This is a genomic window from Actinoplanes sp. NPDC051851 (genome assembly GCF_040681165.1).
Classification (GTDB): Bacteria; Actinomycetota; Actinomycetes; order Mycobacteriales; family Micromonosporaceae; genus Actinoplanes.
The window spans coordinates 21,190-43,381 of the sequence record NZ_JBFAYF010000006.1; the positions used below are offsets into that span (position 1 = coordinate 21,190).

The 22,192-nt window shown below is 69.2% G+C and carries 22 protein-coding genes and 4 tRNA genes; 19 read left to right on the top strand and 7 right to left on the bottom strand.

Annotated elements, in window-relative coordinates; translation table 11 throughout:
* Positions 1-28: 28 nt before the first annotated feature.
* The 6 genes from AB0M08_RS08135 to AB0M08_RS08160 all read right to left on the bottom strand — a co-directional run bounded on the left by AB0M08_RS08135 (position 29) and on the right by AB0M08_RS08160 (position 5,363).
* On the bottom strand, positions 29-853 hold the full coding sequence (locus tag AB0M08_RS08135) for a GNAT family N-acetyltransferase (RefSeq protein ID WP_364490400.1): 825 nt from the start codon (positions 851-853) through the stop codon (positions 29-31).
* Between the two features lie 42 nt (positions 854-895).
* The gene (locus tag AB0M08_RS08140) at positions 896-1,903 is read right to left on the bottom strand and encodes an LLM class flavin-dependent oxidoreductase (RefSeq protein WP_364490403.1); all 1,008 of its coding nucleotides are present in this window, start codon (positions 1,901-1,903) and stop codon (positions 896-898) included.
* Positions 1,900-2,388, bottom strand: coding sequence for a DUF1707 domain-containing protein (locus AB0M08_RS08145; protein ID WP_364490406.1), 489 nt, complete (start codon positions 2,386-2,388; stop codon positions 1,900-1,902). The genes AB0M08_RS08140 and AB0M08_RS08145 overlap by 4 nt, the downstream gene beginning before the upstream one ends.
* Before the next feature lie 325 nt (positions 2,389-2,713).
* Positions 2,714-3,961, bottom strand: coding sequence for an MFS transporter (locus AB0M08_RS08150; RefSeq protein ID WP_364490409.1), 1,248 nt, complete (start codon positions 3,959-3,961; stop codon positions 2,714-2,716).
* 180 nt (positions 3,962-4,141) lie between these two features.
* Positions 4,142-5,026 carry a zinc metalloprotease HtpX gene (htpX, locus tag AB0M08_RS08155; RefSeq protein ID WP_364490412.1) on the bottom strand — a complete coding sequence of 295 codons (885 nt, stop codon included), beginning with the start codon at positions 5,024-5,026 and terminating at the stop codon, positions 4,142-4,144.
* Positions 5,027-5,282: 256 nt separating this feature from the next.
* A tRNA-Tyr gene (locus tag AB0M08_RS08160) sits at positions 5,283-5,363 on the bottom strand.
* A gap of 147 nt (positions 5,364-5,510) precedes the next feature.
* On the opposite strand from AB0M08_RS08160, the gene AB0M08_RS08165 reads away from it, so the two are divergent.
* The 4 genes from AB0M08_RS08165 to AB0M08_RS08180 are packed head-to-tail and all read left to right on the top strand — an operon-like array spanning position 5,511 to position 7,857.
* A complete protein-coding gene (locus tag AB0M08_RS08165; RefSeq protein ID WP_364490414.1) occupies positions 5,511-6,002 on the top strand; it encodes a YajQ family cyclic di-GMP-binding protein in 492 nt (163 codons plus the stop codon).
* Between the two features lie 31 nt (positions 6,003-6,033).
* Positions 6,034-6,333, top strand: coding sequence for a hypothetical protein (locus AB0M08_RS08170; protein WP_364490417.1), 300 nt, complete (start codon positions 6,034-6,036; stop codon positions 6,331-6,333).
* A 34-nt stretch (positions 6,334-6,367) separates the two neighbouring features.
* Entirely contained in the window at positions 6,368-7,003 is a 636-nt protein-coding gene (locus tag AB0M08_RS08175) for a LysE family translocator (protein WP_364490420.1), read from the top strand.
* Between the two features lie 44 nt (positions 7,004-7,047).
* Complete coding sequence (locus AB0M08_RS08180; protein WP_364490423.1) at positions 7,048-7,857, top strand: sulfurtransferase; 810 nt, start codon at positions 7,048-7,050, stop codon at positions 7,855-7,857.
* Between the two features lie 168 nt (positions 7,858-8,025).
* Here AB0M08_RS08180 and AB0M08_RS08185 read toward each other — a convergent pair whose 3' ends face one another.
* Positions 8,026-8,397 (bottom strand): hypothetical protein, encoded by a 372-nt coding sequence (locus tag AB0M08_RS08185; RefSeq protein ID WP_364490426.1) that lies wholly within the window; start codon positions 8,395-8,397, stop codon positions 8,026-8,028.
* 443 nt (positions 8,398-8,840) lie between these two features.
* Here AB0M08_RS08185 and AB0M08_RS08190 point away from each other — a divergent pair, with 443 nt between their 5' ends.
* The 15 genes from AB0M08_RS08190 (at position 8,841) to AB0M08_RS08260 (ending at position 22,133) form a co-directional block, all read left to right on the top strand.
* Positions 8,841-11,381 carry a bifunctional diguanylate cyclase/phosphodiesterase gene (locus tag AB0M08_RS08190; RefSeq protein WP_364490429.1) on the top strand — a complete coding sequence of 847 codons (2,541 nt, stop codon included), beginning with the start codon at positions 8,841-8,843 and terminating at the stop codon, positions 11,379-11,381.
* 97 nt (positions 11,382-11,478) lie between these two features.
* A tRNA-Thr gene (locus tag AB0M08_RS08195) sits at positions 11,479-11,551 on the top strand.
* Positions 11,552-11,599: 48 nt separating this feature from the next.
* A tRNA-Met gene (locus AB0M08_RS08200) sits at positions 11,600-11,672 on the top strand.
* 135 nt (positions 11,673-11,807) lie between these two features.
* The gene (gene rpmG, locus AB0M08_RS08205; protein WP_014687739.1) at positions 11,808-11,975 is read left to right on the top strand and encodes a 50S ribosomal protein L33; all 168 of its coding nucleotides are present in this window, start codon (positions 11,808-11,810) and stop codon (positions 11,973-11,975) included.
* A gap of 107 nt (positions 11,976-12,082) precedes the next feature.
* Positions 12,083-12,535 (top strand): MaoC family dehydratase N-terminal domain-containing protein, encoded by a 453-nt coding sequence (locus AB0M08_RS08210; protein ID WP_364490432.1) that lies wholly within the window; start codon positions 12,083-12,085, stop codon positions 12,533-12,535.
* The gene (locus AB0M08_RS08215) at positions 12,535-12,930 is read left to right on the top strand and encodes a MaoC/PaaZ C-terminal domain-containing protein (RefSeq protein ID WP_364490435.1); all 396 of its coding nucleotides are present in this window, start codon (positions 12,535-12,537) and stop codon (positions 12,928-12,930) included. The genes AB0M08_RS08210 and AB0M08_RS08215 overlap by 1 nt, the downstream gene beginning before the upstream one ends.
* 81 nt (positions 12,931-13,011) lie before the next feature.
* Positions 13,012-13,084 (top strand) — tRNA-Trp (locus tag AB0M08_RS08220).
* Positions 13,085-13,191: 107 nt separating this feature from the next.
* Positions 13,192-13,569, top strand: coding sequence for a preprotein translocase subunit SecE (gene secE / locus AB0M08_RS08225; protein ID WP_364490438.1), 378 nt, complete (start codon positions 13,192-13,194; stop codon positions 13,567-13,569).
* Positions 13,570-13,624: 55 nt separating this feature from the next.
* A complete protein-coding gene (gene nusG, locus AB0M08_RS08230) occupies positions 13,625-14,344 on the top strand; it encodes a transcription termination/antitermination protein NusG (protein WP_364490441.1) in 720 nt (239 codons plus the stop codon).
* Between the two features lie 109 nt (positions 14,345-14,453).
* Complete coding sequence (rplA, locus tag AB0M08_RS08235; protein ID WP_364490444.1) at positions 14,454-15,167, top strand: 50S ribosomal protein L1; 714 nt, start codon at positions 14,454-14,456, stop codon at positions 15,165-15,167.
* A gap of 87 nt (positions 15,168-15,254) precedes the next feature.
* Positions 15,255-16,064 carry an ATP-binding cassette domain-containing protein gene (locus tag AB0M08_RS08240; RefSeq protein WP_364490446.1) on the top strand — a complete coding sequence of 270 codons (810 nt, stop codon included), beginning with the start codon at positions 15,255-15,257 and terminating at the stop codon, positions 16,062-16,064.
* On the top strand, positions 16,061-16,759 hold the full coding sequence (locus AB0M08_RS08245; protein ID WP_364490448.1) for a hypothetical protein: 699 nt from the start codon (positions 16,061-16,063) through the stop codon (positions 16,757-16,759). The genes AB0M08_RS08240 and AB0M08_RS08245 overlap by 4 nt, the downstream gene beginning before the upstream one ends.
* A 353-nt stretch (positions 16,760-17,112) precedes the next feature.
* Positions 17,113-17,664: a 50S ribosomal protein L10 gene (gene rplJ / locus AB0M08_RS08250; RefSeq protein WP_364490450.1), complete on the top strand. Its 552-nt coding sequence runs from the start codon at positions 17,113-17,115 to the stop codon at positions 17,662-17,664.
* A gap of 55 nt (positions 17,665-17,719) precedes the next feature.
* Entirely contained in the window at positions 17,720-18,100 is a 381-nt protein-coding gene (rplL, locus tag AB0M08_RS08255) for a 50S ribosomal protein L7/L12 (protein WP_364490452.1), read from the top strand.
* Positions 18,101-18,692: 592 nt separating this feature from the next.
* Positions 18,693-22,133 (top strand): DNA-directed RNA polymerase subunit beta, encoded by a 3,441-nt coding sequence (locus AB0M08_RS08260; RefSeq protein ID WP_364490454.1) that lies wholly within the window; start codon positions 18,693-18,695, stop codon positions 22,131-22,133.
* The last annotated feature ends 59 nt before the right edge of the window (positions 22,134-22,192 follow it).

A 22,192-nucleotide genomic window follows, 5' to 3' on the forward strand; every position in this document is an offset into this window, starting at 1 on the left:
CCGACGTTGACCGAGATGACCGTGCCGATCACGAGAACGCCACCGCGGCTCGGTCCTCCACCGGGCGGTAGCCGAGCCGCTGGTAGAGCGCGTTGCTCGTCGGGTTCGCCAGGTCGGTGTAGAGCACCACCTCGGCGGCCTCGGACGACGCCAGGCGGGTGGACTCGGCGGTCACCCCGGCAGCGTAACCCCGGCGCCGCAGCGACGGGGGCGTCCAGACGTGCAGGATGCGGACCATGCCGGACTCCGGGCGGGAACGGATCGACATCGAGACCGGGGCGCCGCCGTCGATCCAGAGCGTCACGCCCCCGTGGGCCAGGTGATCGTCGACCAGGCCGGCCACGTCCTCCCGGGGTTCCTCGACGTACGCGTAGAAGTCCCGCAGCCACGTGATCACCAGGACCCGGTCGTCCGCCGTGGCGGGGCGGGCGAAACCGGACGGGGTGGGGGATGGTGGCACCGGTTCGCCGAGCCGGTACAGGCGCGTCCGCATGCCCGGTTCGATGGTGACCGGGCCGTACGCGGCGACGAAGGCGTCCACGTCACCGGCGGCGAGGTTCGCGCCGGAGAGCTGTCGGCCGGCGAGCGCCTCGGCGGCGGGCGCGACGGCCTCGGGCGGGATGCCGCTGATCAGAACCGGGTACGGCGGGGTCTGCAGCAGTACCCCGTCCACCTCCCCGGCAGCCGACGTCCACCAGCCGAAGTACGGGGGTTCCTGGCCGTACGCGAAAAGCCGCGAGCGCAGGGTGGCGATCAGCGTGAGGAAGACGGTGTGGCGGACCGGATCGGTCCGGAGGAATCTCTCCGTCGTGGTGGCGAAGAGCTCGACGTCGGACGTGAGGCGCCAGGGCATGACAGACATCCTGCGTCATAGCAGTCAGCGAGGGACACCGATTTACAGGCCCCAGACCTTGGCGATCCGGGCCAGGGTGTCGCGCCGGGTCGCCGGGTCGAAAACGGTCCCGGCCAGGATCAGTTCGTCGGCGCCGGTCCGCTCGACCAGGGCGTCCAGGCTCGCCACCACCTCGTCCGCGGTGCCCGCGTACTGCGTGCCCGGCAACGACGCGAGCATCGAACGATCCATCTCGGACAGTTCGATCGTCGCGGCCCGCTCCGGCGCGATGATCGGGCCGAGCCGGCCGGTGCGCAGGCTGAGCGCCATTATCCGGCTGGGCCCGGCCAGGTACTGCGCCTCCTCGGTGGTCTCGGCGGCGATCGCCGAGGCGGAGACCATCACGTACGGGCGTGGCAGGCGCGGCGACGGCTGGAATCCGGAGCGGTAGAGCCGGAGCGCGGCCTCCACATCGGAGGCGATTGCGAAGTGATATGCGTAACAGAACGGCAGGCCCAGCGCCGCCGCGATCTGCGCGCCGTAGGTGGACGACCCGAGGATCCAGACCTCGGGGTACGTCTCCGGGGCGGGCGTGGCGCGCAGCCGGCCGGCGCTGTCCGCGGCGCGTTCGTCGCCGAGCAGACCGAGCAGCGTCTGCAGGTGCTCCGGGAACTGCTCGACGGTCAGATAGGGCGAAACGCCGCGAAGTGCCGCCGCGGTCGCCTGGTCGGTGCCGGGTGCGCGGCCGATGCCGAGGTCGATCCGGTCCGGGTAGAGCGCCTCCAGCAGGGCGAACTGCTCGGCGACCACGAACGGCATGTGGTTCGGGAGCATCACGCCGCCGGAGCCGACCCTGATCGTCCTGGTGTTGGCGGCGACCGCACCGATCAGCACCGGCGGGGTGGTCGACGCGACGGCCGGCATGTTGTGGTGCTCGGCCACCCAGAACCGTGAGTAGCCCAGCTCGTCGGCGGCCTTCGCGGTCTCGATCGTGCCGCGCAGCGCGTCGGCACTGCTGTGCCCGTGACGAACCGTCGCCAGGTCCAGCACGGAGAGTGGAACCCGGGTCATCGCGTCCTCCCGCCCAGGGGCCGCTGCTGGTGGCGGATCACCTGAACACCGATCGTCACCGCGGTCAGCGCCGCGCCGGGCACCAGCATCCAGGCAGGCCAGGGGTACAGATCGTCTCCCTGGAACAGAGTGATCTTGACCAGCCCGTAGACCACCAGGTTCACCGCGGCGAGCGCCGCCCACACGGTCCAGAGAACCACCAGCGCAAGCGGAATCCGGCGTTCCTCCGCAATCCGCCGCGCCTTCACGTCGGCCGCGCTCATCCCCGGCCTCGGCAGGTCCCCGACCAGCGGCAGCAGCTCGGCGTAGGTGCGCGCCGCGTAGGCCCGCTGCAGCCGCTCGTCATACTCACCGAGATCGAGCCGCCCCTCGTCGAGCGCGCTCTTGAGCTGATCCGCGATCTGCCGGCGATCCGCGTCCGCCGCACGCATGGTGTCGATCTGCTGCTCGGAACGCCGGCCCCGGCCGGTCAGATCCTTCGCCATCATGGGGCTCCTTCGCGCACACACCGCCTCCGCGCCACGCTAGTCCACCCATTCAAACCCGAAAATCACTGCTGGGGTACGGCCCACACCGCCCGCAACCGCACCATCCCCGCTCCGCCTTCGCGGCCCGCGACCCGCCCTGCCCGGTCCGGTCCGCAGCGCGACTCACCGTCTCGGCTGGTGCTCCGGGGTGCCTCGCTCCGCGTCAGGCACCCCGGAGCACCAGCCAAAACCGTGCGGGCTCGTCCGAAGCGCCAGCTGAAACCGTGCAGGTCTGTCCGGAGCGCCGGCCGGGACCTCGGGTCAGGCCGGCTCGTGGCTCCGGTCAGGCCGGCTCGGTGGCGATCGCGGGTTCGGGGTGGGACTCGGCGCTGGACATCGAGCCGTCCGGTACCGCGGCGACCGCGGTGGCGAGCAGCAGGACCGCGGCGGCGAACGCGAACGACCACGGCGGGCCGCCCGGACGGTCGACGATCACACCGGCGATGGCGCCGCCCGCCGCACTGCCGGCCACCGAGACGGTGACCACCCAGGTGTAGGCCTCGTTCAACATGCCCGGCGGGGTGATCCGGGCGACCAGGCTGGTCTGCACGGTGAGCGCCGGCGCGATCGCCGCACCGCCGAAGACCAGAGCGACGCCCAGGTACAGCGGTCCCGGCATGAAGGCCAGGACCAGGAAACTCGTGGCGACGGCGGCCAGCAGCCAGGCGAACTGGCGGGTCAGGGCCATGGCCGGGTGTCGCGTACCGAACCAGATGCCGCCGATCGCGCTGCCCACACCCCAGACGCCGAGCAGTATCCCGCCGAGCGAGTCGTCGCCGCCGTGCTGGGCCGCGTACGCCGGGACGGTCACCCCGGCCGCGCCGAACGCGAGGCCGAGCGCGCCGACGCAGAGCAGCAGCGCGGGGAGACCACGGGCACGGAGCGGGCCGAGTCCCCGGGCCGCCCCGGCGGCGTGGTGGGCGCCGCGGTGCCGCATCACCGGCAGGCGGGCGATCCACGCGGTGCCGATCAGGGTCGCCAGCGCCGAGGTGACCAGCGCCGTCGCGGGCCGCCCGGTGACGATGAGGAGGGCCGAGACCAGCATCGGGCCGAACACGAAGACCAGCTCGAACAGCGAGGTCTCGGCGGCCAGGGCGGCGCCGCGCAGGTCGTGTTCTCCACTGTCGACCGAGGTCATGTCGTTCCAGGCGCGCCGGATCGCCGCGGTCGACGGCGGGTACGTCGCACCGGCCACCGCCGAGGCCACGAAGATCCAGGTGAGCGCGCCCCCGCCGGCGAGCAGCAGGGCGCCCAGCGCGAACGGGTGCGCCAGCGCGGTGATGAGCAGGATCCGGGCCGGGCCGATCCGGTCGGCGAGGCGCCCGGCGACCGGGCTGAGCGCGGCGCCGGCCAGGGCGTAGATCCCACCGGCGAGCCCCGCGGCCGCGTAACTGCCGGTCGCCTGCGCGACGAGCAGCAGCAGGGCCAGCGGGGTCATGCCGATGCCGAGCCGGGCCGGGATGCCGACCACCAGCAGGGTCCGCGCCCCGGGAAGCCGCCACACGCGTAGGTATCGCCGCAACGCGGTCACGAACCGGCCTCCAGGTGACGAACGGGACGGGAGCCGAGGCTAACGGCACCGGGCCGATCGACACACCTGAAATACGCCCACCCGAACCTGCCCCTGATCGCTCGGCTGTCCGGGCGGCTTCCGGCCGCCGTGCTTCGGCTGGCGTGCTTCGGTTGGCGTGTTTCGGCTGGCTTGTTTCGGTCAGCGCAGGTTCGGGCGGGCGCCGCCGGTGAGGGCCGCCTGCTGGTGGAGGCGCTGGATGCGCTCGCCCATCGGCGGGTGGGTGGAGAAGAGCGCGGAGAGCCCGCCGCCCCGGAACGGGTTGGCGATCATCAGGTGCGCGGCGCTCGTGAGCTGGCCATCGGCCGGGAGCGGGGCTGCCTGCGTACCGTAAGAGATCTTTTCAAGGGCGCTGGCGAGGGCCAGTGGATCTCCGGTGAGGGTGGCTCCGGAGGCGTCTGCCTGGAACTCGCGGTTGCGGCTGATCGCCAGCTGGATGATCGACGCGGCCAGCGGACCGAGGATCACCATCAGCAGCAGCGCCGCCGGGTTGGGCGCGTCATCGTCGTCCGACCCGCCGAACGGCAGGAAGATCGCCAGCTGAGCGATCATCGTGACGATGCCGGCCAGCCCCGCCGCCACACTGGAGATCAGGATGTCCCGGTTGTAGACGTGGGACAGCTCGTGCCCGATCACGCCACGCAGTTCACGCGGGGTGAGCAGCCGGGTGATCCCCACCGTCACCGCGACCGCCGCGTGCTCCGGATCCCGCCCGGTCGCGAACGCGTTCGGCTGCATCGACGGCGACACGTACAGCCGGGGCATCGGCTGTCCCGCCGTGGTCGCCAGCTTCCGGACGATCTGGTACAGCGCTGGGAACTCGGCCTCACTGACCGGCTGCGCCCGCATGGCCCGCAGCGCGATCCGATCCGAGTAGAAGTAGCTCACCGTATTGGTGACCAGCGAGAACAGCACGGCGATGACCAGCCCGGTGCTGCCTCCCAGCCAGTACCCGACGGCCAGGATGAGCCCGGTGAGCAGTCCCAGAAGAGCGGCCGTCTTGAGCCCGTTGTGATGGCTGTGCACTTTCACTCCTTAGGCATGCGAGCTTGTGACTCGCACCCCACACAACGCCCTCGACTTCCCGTTCCATCCGCGAGGACGCTGTGAGTTGCCTGAAGCCCGAACCCATGCCACCGGCCGCGTTCCCCGACTGTGGTCCTCCTGGCCACCCCGACCGGACCAGAGGCGGTCGTCGGTGTCGGGAAGTCGGTGGGAAGTCGGTGGTGGGAATGAGAACGGCCCCGAACTCCGTGGAGTCCGGGGCCGTTCTGCCAGCCTGTGGCGGGTAGAGGATTCGAACCTCTGTAGCTTTCGCGACGGATTTACAGTCCGCTCCCATTGGCCGCTCGGGCAACCCGCCTGGGCAACCACCGCGGTCTCCCGCGGCGGCGGACACCAGGATAGCGATACGACAGAGGGGGTTCGCAACCGGGTACGGTCGGCATGTCGCGGCCCGGCACGGGGCCGCTGAAGAGATCGATTCAAGACCAGCCGCAGGAGTCTGATCATGGCAGCCAGCCCGTCGTTCGACATCGTCAGCAAGGTCGACCGGCAGGAGGTCGACAACGCGTTCCACCAGGCGGAGAAGGAGCTGAGCACCCGGTTCGACTTCCGGGGGACCGGTACCGAGGTCGCCAAGTCGGGGGAGGCGTTCACCATCACCTCGGAGACGGAGGAGCGCGCCACCGCGGCGCTCGACGTGTTCAAGGAGAAGTTGGTCAAGCGGAACATCTCGCTGAAGTCGCTGGATGCGGGGGAGCCGCGCCAGTCCGGCAAGACCTTCAAGATCGACCTCAAGGTCGTCGAGGGGATCGAGTCGGACAAGGCGAAGGCGATCAGCAAGAAGATCCGCGATGAGGGCCCCAAGGGCGTTCAGGCGCAGATCCAGGGTGACCAGCTCCGGGTGACCGGCAAGAAGCGGGACGACCTGCAGGCGGTCATCGCGCTGCTGAAGGCCGAGGACTTCGGGGTCGCCCTGCAGTTCAACAATTACCGCTGATCGCGCGGCCGGCCGGTCGCACACTGAGACGGTGAGTACCGCGGCTCTGGGTGGACTGGTCGGCCTCATGCTGATCGGTTTCGGCCTGCGCATGCTGATCCGGGGGCAGGCGCCGGCGATGATCGGGCACGCGTTCCGTTCGGTGCGCGACGCCGGCTACTACCACCTGCTCTTCGGGCTGGCCCTGGTGGTCTACCTGGCCGGCGTCAGTGTGGACGACGTGGTCCTGGGTCAGGTCGCCGCCGTTCTCGCGGTCGCGCTGGTCGGATTCGCCCTGGTCCGCTTCCGACCGCGCGGCAGGGGGAAGCGTCACCGCGAGGCGCCGCGGTAGGGCGGCGCGGCGGGCGGCGCGGTAGAAACGGTCCATGGACCTCACCCACGCCGTCCTCGCCTTCGCGGTGCTCGGCGCGCTGCTCACCATCACGCCCGGCCTGGACACCGCCCTGGTCCTGCGCGCCGCGATCACGATGGGCCGCGGTCCGGCCTTCGCCACCGCGTTCGGCGTCGGCACCGGAGCGCTGACCTGGGGTGCGGCCGCCGCGGTGGGTGCCACCGCGCTGCTCACCGCGTCGACCGTGGCGTATGACGCGCTGCGCCTGGTCGGGGCGGCGTACATGATCTTCCTGGGTGTCCGGATGATCCGTGGGGCGCTGCGCCCGTCCGGCGGCGAGACGCCGATGGCCGTGGAGCCGGCCGCACCGGGGCTGTGGAACACCTTCGGCCGGGGGCTGCTCACCAACCTGCTCAACCCCAAGGTCGGCGCGTTCTATCTGGCCGTGCTGCCGCAGTTCATCCCGCCGGGCACCTCGTCGCTGGCGGTCGGCGTGCTGCTGGCGCTGGTGCACGACGTCGAGGGCCTGCTCTGGTTCACCGTGATCATTTTCGGCGCTCAGGCGGCCCGCGGCTTCCTCGCCCGTCCGGCCGTCCGCCGGGGTGTCGACGCGGGCACCGGCGCGGTCCTGATCGGGTTCGGTGCGAAGCTGGGCCTGTCCAGTCGCTGAAAGCCGAACGCCAGTCGCTGAAAGCCGAACGAGGGAGAAGTAGCGTGATCGCACCGGTCGTCGACATCACCTGGCTCACCGCGCACCGCGACGACGTCGTGCTCGCCGACGTCCGCTGGTATCTCGACGGTCGTTCCGGGCTCGCGGCGTACGAGAAGGGTCATCTGCCCGGCGCCGTCTTCATCGACCTGGACGCCGCGCTGGCCAGGCCGGGCTCGGCGGCGGAGGGCCGCCATCCGCTGCCGGAGCCGGAGACGTTCGCGGCGGCGATGTCCGCCGCCGGCATCGGGGACACGACGACGGTGATCGCCTATGACGACGCCGGTGGCGTCATCGCGGCGCGCCTGATCTGGATGCTGCGCACGCTGGGGTGCGAGGCCGCCCTCCTGGACGGTGGCTTCTTCGCGTACGACGGCGAGCCGTCCACGGCGACTCCCCGCCCCGCTCCGGCCGCCTTCACGCCGCGGGAGTGGCCGGCCGAGCGGCTGGTCTCCCTGGCCCAGACGACCGAGGGTGGTCACGTCCTGCTCGACGCGCGCGACCGGCCCCGCTTCGCCGGCGAGACCGAGCCGGTCGACCCGCGGGCCGGCCACATCCCCGGCGCCCGCAACCTGCCCTGTCGCGAGAACGTCGACGCCGAGGGCCGTTTCCTCCCGGTCGCCCAGCTGCGGGAGCGGTTCGCCTCGGTCGGCGTCGACGGGTCCACCCACGTGGTCTCCTACTGCGGCTCCGGCGTGACCGCGTGCCACAACCTGATCGCGCTGGAGCACGCGGGCCTCGGCCGGGGCCGCCTCTTCCCGGGTTCCTGGTCCCAGTACAGCCACACCGACCGCCCCGCTGCGACCGGCGACTAAGGCCTGTTTCATAACTGAGGCTGGACCCCGCCTCGCTCTCGCCCCAGTTATGAAACAGGCCTTAGCTGTGATGTCCGGGGACGTTGGTCGAGTCCGGCCGGGGCTACGGCGTGGCCGGACTCGAACGCTGGGCCACGCCGCAGCCCCGGCCGGGCTCCGGAACACGGGCTAACCCGGGGCCGGTCCCCGGGCGTTGCCGGTCGTGCCCGGGTCCGTGCCCTGATAGCCGGACTGCTGCTCCAGCCAGCGCTGATGCGACTCCCAGGCGGCCTGCTTGCTGGTGCCGATCGCCGCGCCGATCTCGGTCCAGGTGGCACCGGCCGCCCGGGCCGAGCGGACCATCGCCTGCCGCCCGTACCCGGCCTTGCGGATCACCACCTCGCTGAGCGCCAGCATCTCCAGCACCTCGGTGGGGGAGAGCACCGGACCGTCGGACTCCGGGTCCATCGCCGCGAGGGCGTCACGCATCCGCAGGTCGTCATAACGCTGCGTGGCTGTGGTGAGCGTGTGGCGGCGTTCCAGATCATCTGGCGTCGTCATGACGCCCAGCCTTCCGTCAGGATTCCTTGACGTCAAGTACTCCTGACGGACTGACGCGAATTGGCCTCACATCTACCCTTAAATCGCCCATAAAGCTGTCAATTCTTCAGCGTGGACAGTCCCGGGATCCTCAGCCGTTCGGCCAGGATTTACCGGAGCGTCGCGCCGACCCGCCGTTGAACACTCCCTGTCGCACAGACGGTGTGGCACGATCAGGGAACCCTGCCAATGCGACCTACCTATGGGAGCCGAACATGTCATCAAGGAGGCTGGGCCGATTCCTCGGCTTGGTTTTCGTCGTCGTCGCGGCTTTCGGGGGCGTAGCTGCAGTCAGCGTCGCCGTTGAGAGCAGTGAGACCGCAGCGGTCAAATACTCGACGCTCGACGCCATCTGGCTGTAAAAGCGTGGTGGCCAGCCGAGCCAGTTGACCGTTAGGAGCGCCATGAGTGGGCCCAAATCTGCTCCTCGGCGTTCGTCCGTCTATTCCTGGCTGGTAACGGTTCCGCTCGGTCTTTTCGGTGCAATCTGCCTCGGCAGCTTCATGGCAACCGACAATGGTTGGTACGACCATTGGTCGACCGGCCTGCTCGTGGCGGTGGGCGCGATCGCCGCCACGGTGTCGGTCACTCAGATCATCATCGGCCGGCAGGCCTACGCGGTAGTGGTGACCGAGATTCCGCTCGTTCTCGGTCTCTACTACCTTCCGCCCGCGATGGCGATCGTCGCGATGACGACCGCGGCGCTGCTGACCCACCTCTGGAACCGCCTCGAGCTGACGAAGCTCTCCTTCAACGTCGCCAAACAGGCCGCGGTGACCTCGGCCGCGCTCGTCGTCATGGTCGCGGTGGGCTTCCGTCCGCCGCTGCACGATGCCGGGCCTGCCACCTGGGCGGTTCTCTTCGTGGCCGCGATGACCACCGCGGCGACCTCGCACGTCGCGGTGGCCGGCGTCATCAGTGCGGTGCAGAACCGGACCGCCGGCCGGCAGGCGCTGACCGCCGGGCTGCCCACCCTGATCACCTCGGCCATCAACACCATCATCGGCCTGGTCTTCCTGGTCGTGATCGAGGCGACCCGTTGGGCCGTGATCCTGCTGGCCGGGCTCACCCTGGCGTTGGTCCTGGTCTTTCGCTCGTTCGCCGGGATCTTCCGTCAGCACCGCACGCTGGCCGAGGTCTACGAGGTCACCCTGGCGCTGCGGGACGAGACCGAGGCCGGCGGCCTGCCCGACGTCTTGCTCGGCCGGGTCCGCGCGCTGATGCACTCGGAGTACGCGACGCTCTGGCTCGCGCCGCAGGGCCGGCATCCCGAGGTCCTGCTGACCGCCCGGGTGGACGACACCGCCGGTCTCTTCGACATCTCCCCGACGCCGCAGGCCGTCCGTGACCGGGTGGTCGAGCGCGGGCATGCCGTTCCGATCGGCTCTCAGTTCGCCGATACCTCCGACCTGCAGGACACGCTCCGGAGCGCCGGGCTGCACGACCTCATCGCGGTACCGCTGAGGTCCGGGCAGATCACGATCGGGACGCTCGAGGTGGTCAACCGGGTCGGGGCGTACACGACGTTCCGGGACGCGGACGTGCAGGTGCTGGAGACCATCGCGACGCACGTGGCCGGTGCGGTGGAGAACTCGCGCCTGGTGGACCGGCTGCGGTACGACGCTTACCACGACCGGCTGACCGCGCTGCCCAACCGGCGCCGGATGATCGACGCGCTGGCCGAGTCGGTGAAGGTGCGGGTCGAGGACGAGGTGGTGGCCGTCCTGCTCTTCGACGTGGACGGGCAGCGGGACGTCAACGAGTCGATGGGGCACGCGGCGGGGGACAAGCTGCTCGCCGAGGTCGCCGAACGGCTGCGCGGGATCGCCGGCCCCGGTGCGCTGGTCGGGCGGATCGGCGGGGACGAGTTCATGGTGACGCTGCGGGCCGAGGGCGTCGACGCGACCATCCAGCTCGCCACCCGGATGCGGGAACGGCTGCGCGGCCCGATGGCGGTCGGCTCGCTCACCCTGGACGTGGACACCGCGGTCGGTGTCTCGGTCTACCCCGACCACGGCGCGGACCCGGAGACGCTGCTGCAGCGGGCCGAGCTGGCCGCCAACGCCGCCAAGGTGCTGCCGTACGGTGTGCAGCCCTTCCACCCGGCGCTGGAGTCCCGTGCCGTACGCCGCCTGGGCATCGCCGCCGACCTGCGCCGCGCGATCGACAACGACCAGCTGGAGGTCTACTTCCAGCCCAAGGTGACGCTCGCCGACCGGCACGTGCTCGGCGTCGAGTGCCTGGCCCGCTGGGTGCACCCGGCGCACGGCGAGGTCGCGCCGGAGGACTTCGTGGCGGTGGCCGAGCACACGGGCCAGCTGGCCCGCCTCACCGAGGTGGTGCTCAGCGCCGGGCTGCACCGCTGCCGGGACTGGGTCGACGCAGATCGCCCGCTCTCCATCGCGGTCAACCTCTCCGCGCGTACGCTCCTCGACTCCCGCTTCCCGGACCTGGTCCGCGAGCTCCTGGAGGAGTACCAGGTGCCGCCCGGCCGGGTGACCTTCGAGATCTCCGAGCCGGGGATGCTCGGCGACATCGAGCGGGTCCTGCCGAGCCTCTATCGGCTGCGGGATCTGGGCGTACGGCTGAGCGTCGACGACTTCGGCACGGGCGCCTCGTCGCTGGCGTACCTGCGGCAGTGGCCGGTGCACGAGGTGAAGATCGACGACAGCTTCGTGCAGGGCATGGCGACCGACTCGGGTGATCTGGCGATCGTCCGGGCGGTGATCGGCCTGGCCCGGGAGTTCGGGCTGACCGTGGTGGCCGAGGGCGTGGAGAGCGAGCTCACCCTCGACCTGCTGGAGGAGATGGGCTGCGAGATCGGCCAGGGCTACCTCTTCAGCCGGCCGTTGCCGTTCGAACGGCTGGAGGCCTGGCTGAGCGCGCAGACCGAGCCCGAGTCCACTCCGGCTGGTGAGGTCCGCAGGCTCCGAGCGGTCATCTGACCTGCGTTTTCGGGTTGGTGGGGATACCGATTTCACCCCCGCATCCGGGCCGTGTAGTCTTACCTCTGCAAGCGAGCGAGTGATCGCAAGCGGGCAGGCCCCCTTAGCTCAGTCGGCAGAGCGTCTCCATGGTAAGGAGAAGGTCTACGGTTCGATTCCGTAAGGGGGCTCTACCGGGTTCGTTCCCCGCCGTTCGGTGCTGGACGTGAGCCTGGCTCGGCGGTGTAGCTCAGATGGCAGAGCAAGCGGCTCATAATCGCTGTGTCGCCGGTTCAAGTCCGGCCACCGCTACTTTTCCCTCTGTGGATAAACCGAGTGAAACCACAGTGTGACCCCAAACCTGGGGCCCCACTTTGCAGAGCGGCTACCGAGCGTCTACGCTGGTTCGTCGTCAGTTAAACACCGTTAGCAGGAAGGCACCCCGCCGTGGCCAAGGCGACCGACGTCCGTCCGAAGATCACCCTGGCGTGCACGGAGTGCAAGGACCGGAACTACATCACCAAGAAGAACCGGCGTAACGACCCGGACCGCGTCGAGCTGAAGAAGTTCTGCCCGCGCGACGGGAAGCACACCCTGCACCGCGAGACCCGCTGATTCTGAGACCTGCGCAGATTCTGAGACCTGTCGAGTCTCGCAGCCTCTAAAGCTTCACAATGCGCCGCCTGGAGTAACTCCAGGCGGCGCATTGTAGTTTGTGGGGCATGCCCCTGGATCAGACTTTTGTCGGCCGTACCTGGCCGCCCACTGAGCCCTACATCGTCGGCCGGGAGAAGATCCGCGAGTTCGCCCGCGCGATCGGCGCCACCGACGCCGCGTACCACGATCCCGAGGCGGCCCGTGCGATCGGCTACACCGACGTGGTCGCCCCGCCGACCTTCCCGGTCGCCATCACCATGGCGGCGAGCCGTCAGGTGATCGAGGACCCGGCCCTGGGCCTGGACTACACCCGGGTGGTGCACGGCGACCAGAAGTTCGCCTACACCCGCCCGGTCGTCGCCGGAGACACGCTGGTCTGTGTGAACTCGGTGGACGAGATCCTCACCCGTGGCGGCCACTGGTTCATCACCACCCGCACCGAGGTCCGTACCGAGGCCGGTGACCCGGTTGTCACGGTGTGGTCGAAGCTTGTCCAGCGCGGCGAGGAGAACGCCTGATGACTGATCTCAGCGAGCCGCAGACCTTCCGGGTCACCCGGGCCGACCTGGTCCGCTACGCCGGCGCCTCGGGCGACTTCAACCCGATCCACTGGAGCGAGCGCATCGCGACCCAGGTGGGCCTCCCCGGCGTGATCGCCCACGGCATGTTCACGATGGCCCTGGTGGGCCGCGCGGTGACCGCCTGGGCGGGTGCTCCGGACGCGGTGAAGGAGTTCAGCGTGCGGTTCGCCCGGCCGGTTCCGGTGCCCGACACCGACGAGGGCACCGAGGTGGTGGTGACGGCCTCGGTCAAGGAGGTCACCGAGGACGGGGACACCTGGCTCGCCCTCACTGCCAGATGTAACGGAGACAAGGTACTGTCTCTGGCACAGGCGCTTGTCAGTAAGCGGTAGCCCTGGGTTGGGATAACCGAGGGCGTACCCGTACACTGGTGCGCCGTGGGGCTGTGATTCGCACAGATGACGGTCCCGCATAGGGGTGTAGCTCAATTGGCAGAGCAGCGGTCTCCAAAACCGCAGGCTGCAGGTTCAAGTCCTGTCACCCCTGCGCATTCTCCTTGACGTGCCCGCCCGGTGCGCGGTTCGCACAAAGTCCGCGTCCGGTCGGTCACCAACGGGAAACCAGATCACCACCGACGACGGAAGTAGGGCGAAGTGGCCGATAAGGACCGGCCCGGTGACGACGTCCCGGGCGACGACGACGTGCTCGCCGATGCTGCCGCCGGTGATGACGAGTCTGACGAGGTCACTGACGAGCCGGTGAGCCGTGGCGGTGGAACCGCGGTCGCCGAGCGCACGAAGGACGACGCGCCGAAGAAGGAGAAGAAGCGCCGGCGCGGTCCTTTCGCCCGCATCGGTGGATTCTTCCGCGAGGTCTTCAGCGAGCTGGGCAAGGTCATCTGGCCGACCCGCAAGGAACTGCTGACCTACACGGGCGTGGTCATCGCGTTCGTCACGGTGATGACAGCCATCGTGGCGGTGCTGGACTACGGGTTCGGTAAGGGAATTCTCTACACGCTCGGCGGTAGCTGATACCCGCCTGACAGCGCCAACCCGAACCGAGAGACTTATCTGGAAGTGAGCGAGCGTGCCTGAGTACGACGACGAGACCGTGCAGTCTGCTGACGAGCAGTCGTCGCCGGACACCGACGAGTCGGTCGAGGCGGCCGACGAGCTGTCGGCCGTCGCGGTCCAGGCGCCCGAGGCCGACGAGGACTACGACCCGGTCAAGGAGCTGCGGCAGAAGCTGCGCTACGCCCCCGGCGACTGGTACGTCGTGCACTCCTACGCCGGGTACGAGAACAAGGTGAAGACCAACCTCGAGACCCGGATCACGAGCCTCGACATGGAGGACTTCATCTTCCAGGTCGAGGTCCCGACCCGTGAAGAGGTCGAGGTCAAGAACGGCAAGCGCAACCAGGTGCAGGCCAAGGTCTTCCCCGGCTACATCCTGGTCCGGATGGACCTCTCCCCGGAGTCGTACTCCTGCGTGCGGAACACGCCCGGCGTGACCGGCTTCGTGGGCGCCACCGACCGGGTCGACCGTCCGGCTCCGCTCTCGCTCGACGAGGTTCTGAAGTGGCTGGCCCCGGCGGTCCAGACCGAGGAGAAGAAGGCCAAGCCCGAGGTCAAGGTTCTCGACTTCGAGGTGGGCGACTCGGTCACGGTCACCGACGGCGCGTTCGCCTCGCTGCCGGCGTCGATCAGCGAGATCAACGCCGACCAGCAGAAGCTCAAGGTCCTGGTCTCGATCTTCGGCCGGGAGACTCCGGTCGAGCTGAACTTCAACCAGGTCACCAAGATCTGAGTCTCTGCGGAGACCGGGTCACCAAGATCTGATCGCCGGAACACCGGCGATGTCAGTGGGAGGGGCCGTCGTCGTACGGCCCTGCCAACAACCACAGGAGTACTGAGAAATGGCACAGCGCAGCAAGGCGTACCGCGCCGCGGTCGAGAAGATCGACGCCGACAAGCTCTACGAGCCCAAGGACGCGATCGCCCTCGCCAAGGAGACCACCACGGCGAAGTTCGACGCCACCGTCGAGGTCGCGATGCGTCTCGGCGTCGACCCCCGCAAGGCGGACCAGATGGTTCGCGGCACGGTCAACCTGCCGCACGGCACCGGTAAGACCGCCCGCGTCATCGTCTTCGCCCAGGGCGCGAAGGCCGAGGAGGCCGTCGCGGCCGGCGCCGACGAGGTCGGCACCGACGAGCTCGTCGCCCGGATCCAGGGTGGCTGGCTGGACTTCGACGCCGCGATCGCGACGCCGGACCAGATGGCCAAGATCGGTCGCATCGCCCGCATCCTCGGCCCGCGTGGCCTGATGCCGAACCCGAAGACCGGCACCGTCACCATGGACGTGACCAAGGCCGTCAACGAGATCAAGGGCGGCAAGATCACCTTCCGGGTGGACAAGCACTCCAACCTGCACCTGATCATCGGCAAGGCGTCCTTCTCCGCCGACCAGCTGATCGACAACTACGCCGCGGTGCTCGACGAGGTCCTGCGGGCCAAGCCGTCGGCCGCCAAGGGCAAGTACCTGAAGAAGGTCACCGTCACCACCACGATGGGCCCGGGCGTCCCGGTCGACCCGAACGTGCAGAAGAACCTGCGCGGTGAGTCCGCCTAGGGCGGAACCGCTCGAAGCGCCGTAAAAAGCCCCCGGGTCACTCCCGGGGGCTTTTTCGTGCCCCCGTCCCGTGGCAGGCTTGCCGCCGTGCGTCTCGAAGGGGTCTGGTTCCGATACACCCGCCGTGCCGACTGGGCGCTGCGCGAGGTGGACGCCACCGTCGAGCCCGGGCAGACGATCGTGGTGCTCGGGCGCAACGGTGCCGGCAAGTCCACCCTGCTGCAGCTGGCCGCCGACGTGCTCCGCCCGGTCCGCGGCGCGGTGCGCGACCGTCCCCGGGTGGTGGGCTGGGTGCCCGAGCGCTTCCCGGCCGATCAGCCGTTCACCGCGCTCGGTTACCTGCACGCGATGGCCGCGCTGCGCGGTCTGCGCCCGGCCGCCGCCGATCCGTGGATCGAGCGTCTCTCGCTCGGCCCGCACACCGGCACCTCGCTCAACGCCCTCTCCAAGGGCACCGCGCAGAAGGTCGGCCTGGCCCAGGCGCTGCTCACGCCGCCCGGCCTGCTCGTCCTCGACGAGCCCTGGGAGGGACTCGACGCCGAGGCCCGCACGCTGATCCCGCGCATCGTCGCCGAGGTCACCGCGGCGGGCGGCGCGGTCCTGGTCAGCGACCACCGCGGCGAGATCGCCGGCCTCCCCGACGCGATCCACTGGTCGGTCTCCGGGGGCACGCTCGACGTCACCGTCCCGGAGCCGGTCACGGTGGGCGCGACGCCGGCGGAGGACGCGGCGTGGGGGACGGGCGCGCTCTCCGGTCCGCCGGATCCGGGAGCGCGGGAGCGCGATGAGGTGGTCGTGGAGATCTCGGTGCCGCGCGCCGAGGCCGCGGCGGCGGTGGTCCGGCTGCGTGCCGACGGTCATCGAGTTCTGGGCGTACGCGAGGAGGACCGTAAGTGATCGCGCTGGCCCGGATGCGGTTGACCGGCTTCCTCCGGGGCGGACGTGCCCTGGCCCCGCTGATCACGGTCCTGGTGATCCTCGGGGTGCTCTACGGCGGGGGTGCGTCGCTCGCCGCCCCGGCCTACGGCTACTCGGCCGTCATGCTCTTCCCGGTGCTGGCCTGGCTGAGCAAGGTGCTGCTCGACACCGAGCCGGACGTGCAGCGCCGCCTGGCCCGGCTGACCGTCGGCCCGGTCCGGGAGGCCGCCGCCGGGCTGCTCGCCGCGGTGGTGGCCGGCGCGGCGGTCTGCGCGCTGGCGATGCTGGCGCCCTGGCTGGTCGGCGGGATCCGCGGCCCGTTGCCCGGGACCGCCGAGCCGGGCGTCGCCCCCGGTGTCGCGCTCGGTGTGCTGGCCCATCTGCTGGCGCTCGCCGGTGGGGTGGCTCTCGGCGCGCTCGCCGGCCGCGCGGTCACCCGGCGGATCCTGCCCGGCGTGGCGGTGCTGGTCACCGGTTCGGTCCTGACGATCGTGCTGGGTCTGCGCGGGTCGATCGCGCCGTGGCTGGTGCCGCCGGTGATGGCGGTCGCCCGGGCGCTGAGCGGGCGGACGCTGCCCACCGCCGGCCTGCTGTTGCATCTGGTCGCCGAGACGATGCTCTGGTGCGCCGTGGTCGTCGCTCTCTACGGCGTGCTGCGCCGGCGGCGGGCCTGACCGGGTGCGTCCCGGTGGGCGGTGGGCGGTGGAGCGGTTGACCGGCGTCCCGGTTGACCGGTGGGGCGGCGGAGAGTGACGGGGCCGATTTGGCGAGGGGCGCGGGGGCGCGTACAGTAAATCCTCGAAGTTCCACCCATAGACCGCTGGTCGCCGCAGCTACCGTCGCAAGACGGACGCCGCAGCCGAAGGTCCCGCCACAAACGGGCGACCTGCGCAGGGCGAAACGGACCGTGATCTATCGGCATGTTCTGCATGCCGTCTGTCGCCCCGTGCCCTGTGCCGGGGCGTTTTTTCGTGTGCGGACCCTCTCGACCAGTGGCTGAAGTATCGAGCACTGAGAGAGGAGGGACATGGCGGACAAGCCGGTCCGGGCCGACAAGGCCACGGCCGTCGTCGAGCTGACGGACAACTTCCGTGACTCTGCGGCCACCGTGTTGACCGAATACCGCGGCCTCACCGTCAAGCAGCTCACCGAGCTGCGACGGTCGCTCGGCCAGCAGGCCAAGTACACCGTCGCCAAGAACACGCTCGCGAAGCGTGCTGCTGGCGACGCGGGCATCGAGGGCCTCGACGACGCGCTGTTCACCGGTCCTACCGCGCTCGCTTTCGTGAACGGTGACGTGGTTGACGCGGCCAAGGCGCTTCGTGCCTTCGCCAAGGCCAACCCCGTCCTGGTCATCAAGGGCGGCGTTTTCGAGGGCAAGGCCATCACGGCCGAGGACGTCAACAAGCTTGCCGACCTCGAGCCCCGTGAGGTTCTGCTGGCCAAGCTGGCCGGCGCCATGAAGGGCAACCTGAGCAAGGCCGCGGCCACGTTCCAGGCTCCGCTCTCCCAGGCCGTGCGCCTGGTGGACGCCCTGCGTGACAAGCGCGAGAAGGACGGTTCCGCCGAGGCCGCCTGACGGCCTCGCGAACCGAGCAACGTTCTACATCAGAAGCTAGGAAAGGTTGCCAATCATGGCGAAGATCAGCACCGAGGACCTGCTCGAGGCGTTCAAGGAAATGACCCTGATCGAGCTCTCCGAGTTCGTGAAGACCTTCGAGGACGTCTTCGACGTCAAGGCTGCCGCTCCGGTCGCCGTCGCCGGCCCGGCCGGCCCGGCCGCCGTCGAGGCTGCCGTGGAGCAGGACTCCTTCGACGTCGTCCTCGAGGGCGACGGTGGCAAGAAGATCCAGGTCATCAAGGTCGTGCGTGAGCTGACCGGCCTGGGCCTCAAGGAGGCCAAGGACGCCGTCGAGAGCGCCCCCAAGGCGATCCTCGAGGGTGTCAACAAGGAGAAGGCCGAGGCCGCCAAGGCCAAGCTCGAGGGCGAGGGCGCGAAGGTCACCCTCAAGTGATCTAACGCTCTACAGCGTTCTCTGTCGATGGCGGGGGTCCGTAACGGATCTCCGCCATCGTCGTTTTCTCTGGTGTCCCCGCAGGTCAACGAGGAGTGCACAAAGCTCCCGACAAAGCCTGCCAAAGCTGGCGATTCATCAGCTAGGGTCCCTTTGGTGCGCCGGCCGGATGACCGGGCGTGTCCGACCCGCGGCACAGCCCTTGACTGTGTGTCCCCTGACAGGCACGCTGACATCAGCAAGTTTCCGCGCTTGCGACAGCCGCCCTGTGGGTATTCGGGGGTTTGACTCCCGGCGTCCACAGACCGGCACCCGAGGAGAGTTGCCGCGTTTCTGAGCGGCCCCGGCCGCGGTGTTGACCATGGAAGTCCAGGTCAGCAGGGTCGGGGACACGTTCCGCAGGCCACCTCGAGTGTGGGCTGGACAGCGGTTAGCCGAGCGGCTACACTGCTAGTTTGCGCTGCCTTCTGTCTTGACGCCTGTCCGGAAATCCACGTGCGTGGATTCCGTTGGGTGTCTTTTGGAGTGCACGCAGACCAGTTGCATCAGCAACTCAGCCGCATAGCAGCACCGGTCCTCGGAAGGACGCATCTTGGCAGCTTCCCGCCCTGCGAAGACCAGCCGTACGTCGAGCGCTTACGCACCCCGCCGGGTCTCTTTCGGCCGGATCACCGAGCAGCTAGAGGTCCCCAACCTCCTCGCCCTCCAGACGGACTCCTTCGACTGGCTGGTCGGCAACGAGGCTTGGCAGGCACGGACGACGGACGACCCGCACGCCCACTCGGGCCTCGCAGAGATCCTCGAAGAGATCAGTCCCATTGAGGACTTCTCCGGCACCATGTCGCTGTCCTTCTCAGCTCCCCGATTCGACGAGGTCAAGGCCTCGATCGAGGAGTGCAAGGAGAAGGACCTGACCTACTGTGCCCCGCTGTTCGTGACCGCGGAGTTCACCAACAACACCACTGGCGAGATCAAGAGCCAGACCGTGTTCATGGGTGACTTCCCGATGATGACCCCCAAGGGGACGTTCGTCATCAACGGCACCGAGCGGGTCGTGGTGAGCCAGCTCGTCCGTTCGCCGGGCGTGTACTTCACCAAGGAGCCGGACAAGACCTCCGACCGCGACCTCACCAGCGTCAAGGTCATCCCGAGCCGGGGTGCCTGGCTGGAGTTCGACATCGACAAGCGCGACACCGTCGGTGTCCGCATCGACCGCAAGCGCCGGCAGGCCGTCACCGTCCTGCTCAAGGCGATCGGCTGGTCCGCCGACCAGATCCGTGAGCGGTTCGGCTGGTCCGAGCTGCTGATGACGACGCTGGAGAAGGACCACATCGCCGGGCAGGACGAGGCCCTGCTCGACATCTACCGCAAGCTGCGGCCGGGTGAGCCCCCGACCCGGGAGAACGCGCAGACCCTGCTCGACAACCTCTTCTTCAACCCGAAGCGGTATGACGTCGCCAAGGTCGGCCGGTACAAGTTCAACAAGAAGCTCGAGATCGACGTCCCGATCGTCCGGGGCACGCTGACCGAGGAAGACGTCGTCAAGACCGTGGACTACCTCTGCCGGCTGCACGCCGGTGAGGAGGGCTACGAGGCCGACGACATCGACCACTTCGGCAACCGTCGCCTGCGCACCGTCGGCGAGCTCATCCAGAACCAGGTCCGCGTCGGCCTGTCCCGGATGGAGCGCGTCGTCCGCGAGCGGATGACGACCCAGGACGTCGAGGCGATCACGCCGCAGACCCTGATCAACATCCGCCCGGTGGTGGCGGCGATCAAGGAGTTCTTCGGTACGTCGCAGCTGTCGCAGTTCATGGACCAGACCAACCCGCTGGCGGGCCTGACCCACCGGCGCCGGCTGAGCGCGCTCGGCCCCGGTGGTCTGAGCCGTGAGCGGGCCGGCTTCGAGGTCCGTGACGTGCACCCGTCGCACTACGGCCGGATGTGCCCGATCGAGACGCCCGAGGGCCCGAACATCGGCCTGATCGGCGCGCTCTCGACGTTCGCGCGGGTCAACCCGTTCGGCTTCATCGAGACCCCGTACCGCAAGGTCGAGGCCGGTGTCGTCACCGACGAGGTGCACTACCTCACGGCGGACGAGGAAGACCGGTACATCAAGGCGCAGGCGAACGCCGTGCTCTCCAGCGACAACACGTTCGCCCAGGACCGCGTCCTGGTCCGCCGTAAGGGCGGTGAGGTCGACTACGTGCCCGGCACCGAGGTCGACTACATGGACGTGTCGCCGCGGCAGATGACCTCGGTCGCCACCGCGATGATCCCGTTCCTCGAGCACGACGACGCCAACCGCGCCCTCATGGGCGCGAACATGCAGCGTCAGGCCGTGCCGCTGGTCAAGGCCGAGGCGCCGCTGGTCGGCACCGGCATGGAGTACCGCGCCGCGGTCGACGCCGGTGACGTGGTCGTCGCCGAGGTCGCCGGTGTGGTCGAGGACCTGTGCGCCGACTATGTGACGGTGCACCAGGACGACGGCCACCGCCGGACCTACCTGCTGCACAAGTTCCGCCGCTCGAACTCCGGCTCCTGCGTCAACCAGAAGCCGGTCGTCTTCGAGGGTGACCGGGTCGAGGCCGGCCAGGTCATCGCCGACGGTCCGTGCACCGACGAGGGGGAGATGGCCCTGGGCCGTAACCTCCTGGTCGCGTTCATGTGCTGGGAGGGCCACAACTACGAGGACGCGATCATCCTGTCGCAGCGCCTCGTGCAGCAGGATGTGCTCACCTCGATCCACATCGAGGAGCACGAGGTCGACGCTCGTGACACCAAGCTGGGTCCGGAAGAGATCACCCGCGACATCCCGAACGTCAGCGAGGAGATGCTCGCCGACCTCGACGAGCGCGGCATCATCCGGATCGGCGCCGAGGTCGTCCCCGGCGACATCCTGGTCGGCAAGGTCACGCCCAAGGGTGAGACCGAGCTGACCCCGGAGGAGCGCCTGCTCCGCGCGATCTTCGGTGAGAAGGCCCGGGAGGTCCGGGACACCTCGCTGAAGGTTCCGCACGGCGAGACCGGCACGGTCATCGGCGTCCGGACGTTCTCCCGCGAGGACGGCGACGAACTGCCCCCCGGCGTCAACGAGCTGGTCCGGGTCTACGTCGCCCAGAAGCGGAAGATCCAGGACGGTGACAAGCTCGCCGGCCGGCACGGCAACAAGGGCGTCATCTCCAAGATCCTTCCGGTCGAGGACATGCCGTTCCTCGAGGACGGCACCCCGGTCGACATCGTGCTCAACCCGCTCGGTGTCCCGTCGCGTATGAACATCGGCCAGGTTCTGGAGACCCACCTCGGGTGGATCGCCAAGACCGGTTGGTCGGTCGAGGGCGACGACGAGGAGTGGAAGCGCCAGCTCCGCTCGATCGAGGCGCACGAGTCCGTGGCCGACAGCAACGTCGCGACCCCGGTCTTCGACGGTGCCCAGGAAGAGGAGATCAAGGGCCTGCTCGAGTCGACCCTGGTCAACCGGGACGGCAAGCGGCTGGTCAACGGCGACGGCAAGGCGCAGCTGTTCGACGGCCGCTCCGGCGAGCCGCTGCCGGACCCGATCTCGGTCGGGTACGTCTACATCCTCAAGCTGAACCACCTGGTCGACGACAAGATCCACGCTCGGTCGACCGGCCCGTACTCGATGATCACGCAGCAGCCGCTGGGTGGTAAGGCGCAGTTCGGTGGCCAGCGGTTCGGCGAGATGGAGTGCTGGGCGATGCAGGCCTACGGAGCGGCGTACGCCCTCCAGGAACTGCTCACCATCAAGTCCGACGACGTCCTGGGCCGAGTGAAGGTCTACGAGGCCATCGTCAAGGGCGAGAACATCCCGGAGCCGGGAATCCCGGAGTCGTTCAAGGTGCTTCTCAAGGAGCTCCAGTCGCTGTGCCTGAACGTTGAGGTGCTTTCCAGCGACGGCGTGGCGCTCGAGATGCGCGAGACCGACGACGAGGTCTTCCGGGCCGCGGAGGAACTCGGCATCGACCTGTCGCGGCGCCCGAACGAGGGCGTCAGCAGCGTCGAAGAGATCTGACGGTCAGCGTCCCCGGCCTCCACGTGAGGCCGGGGACGCTCCCGCCGGCCTTGAATTCA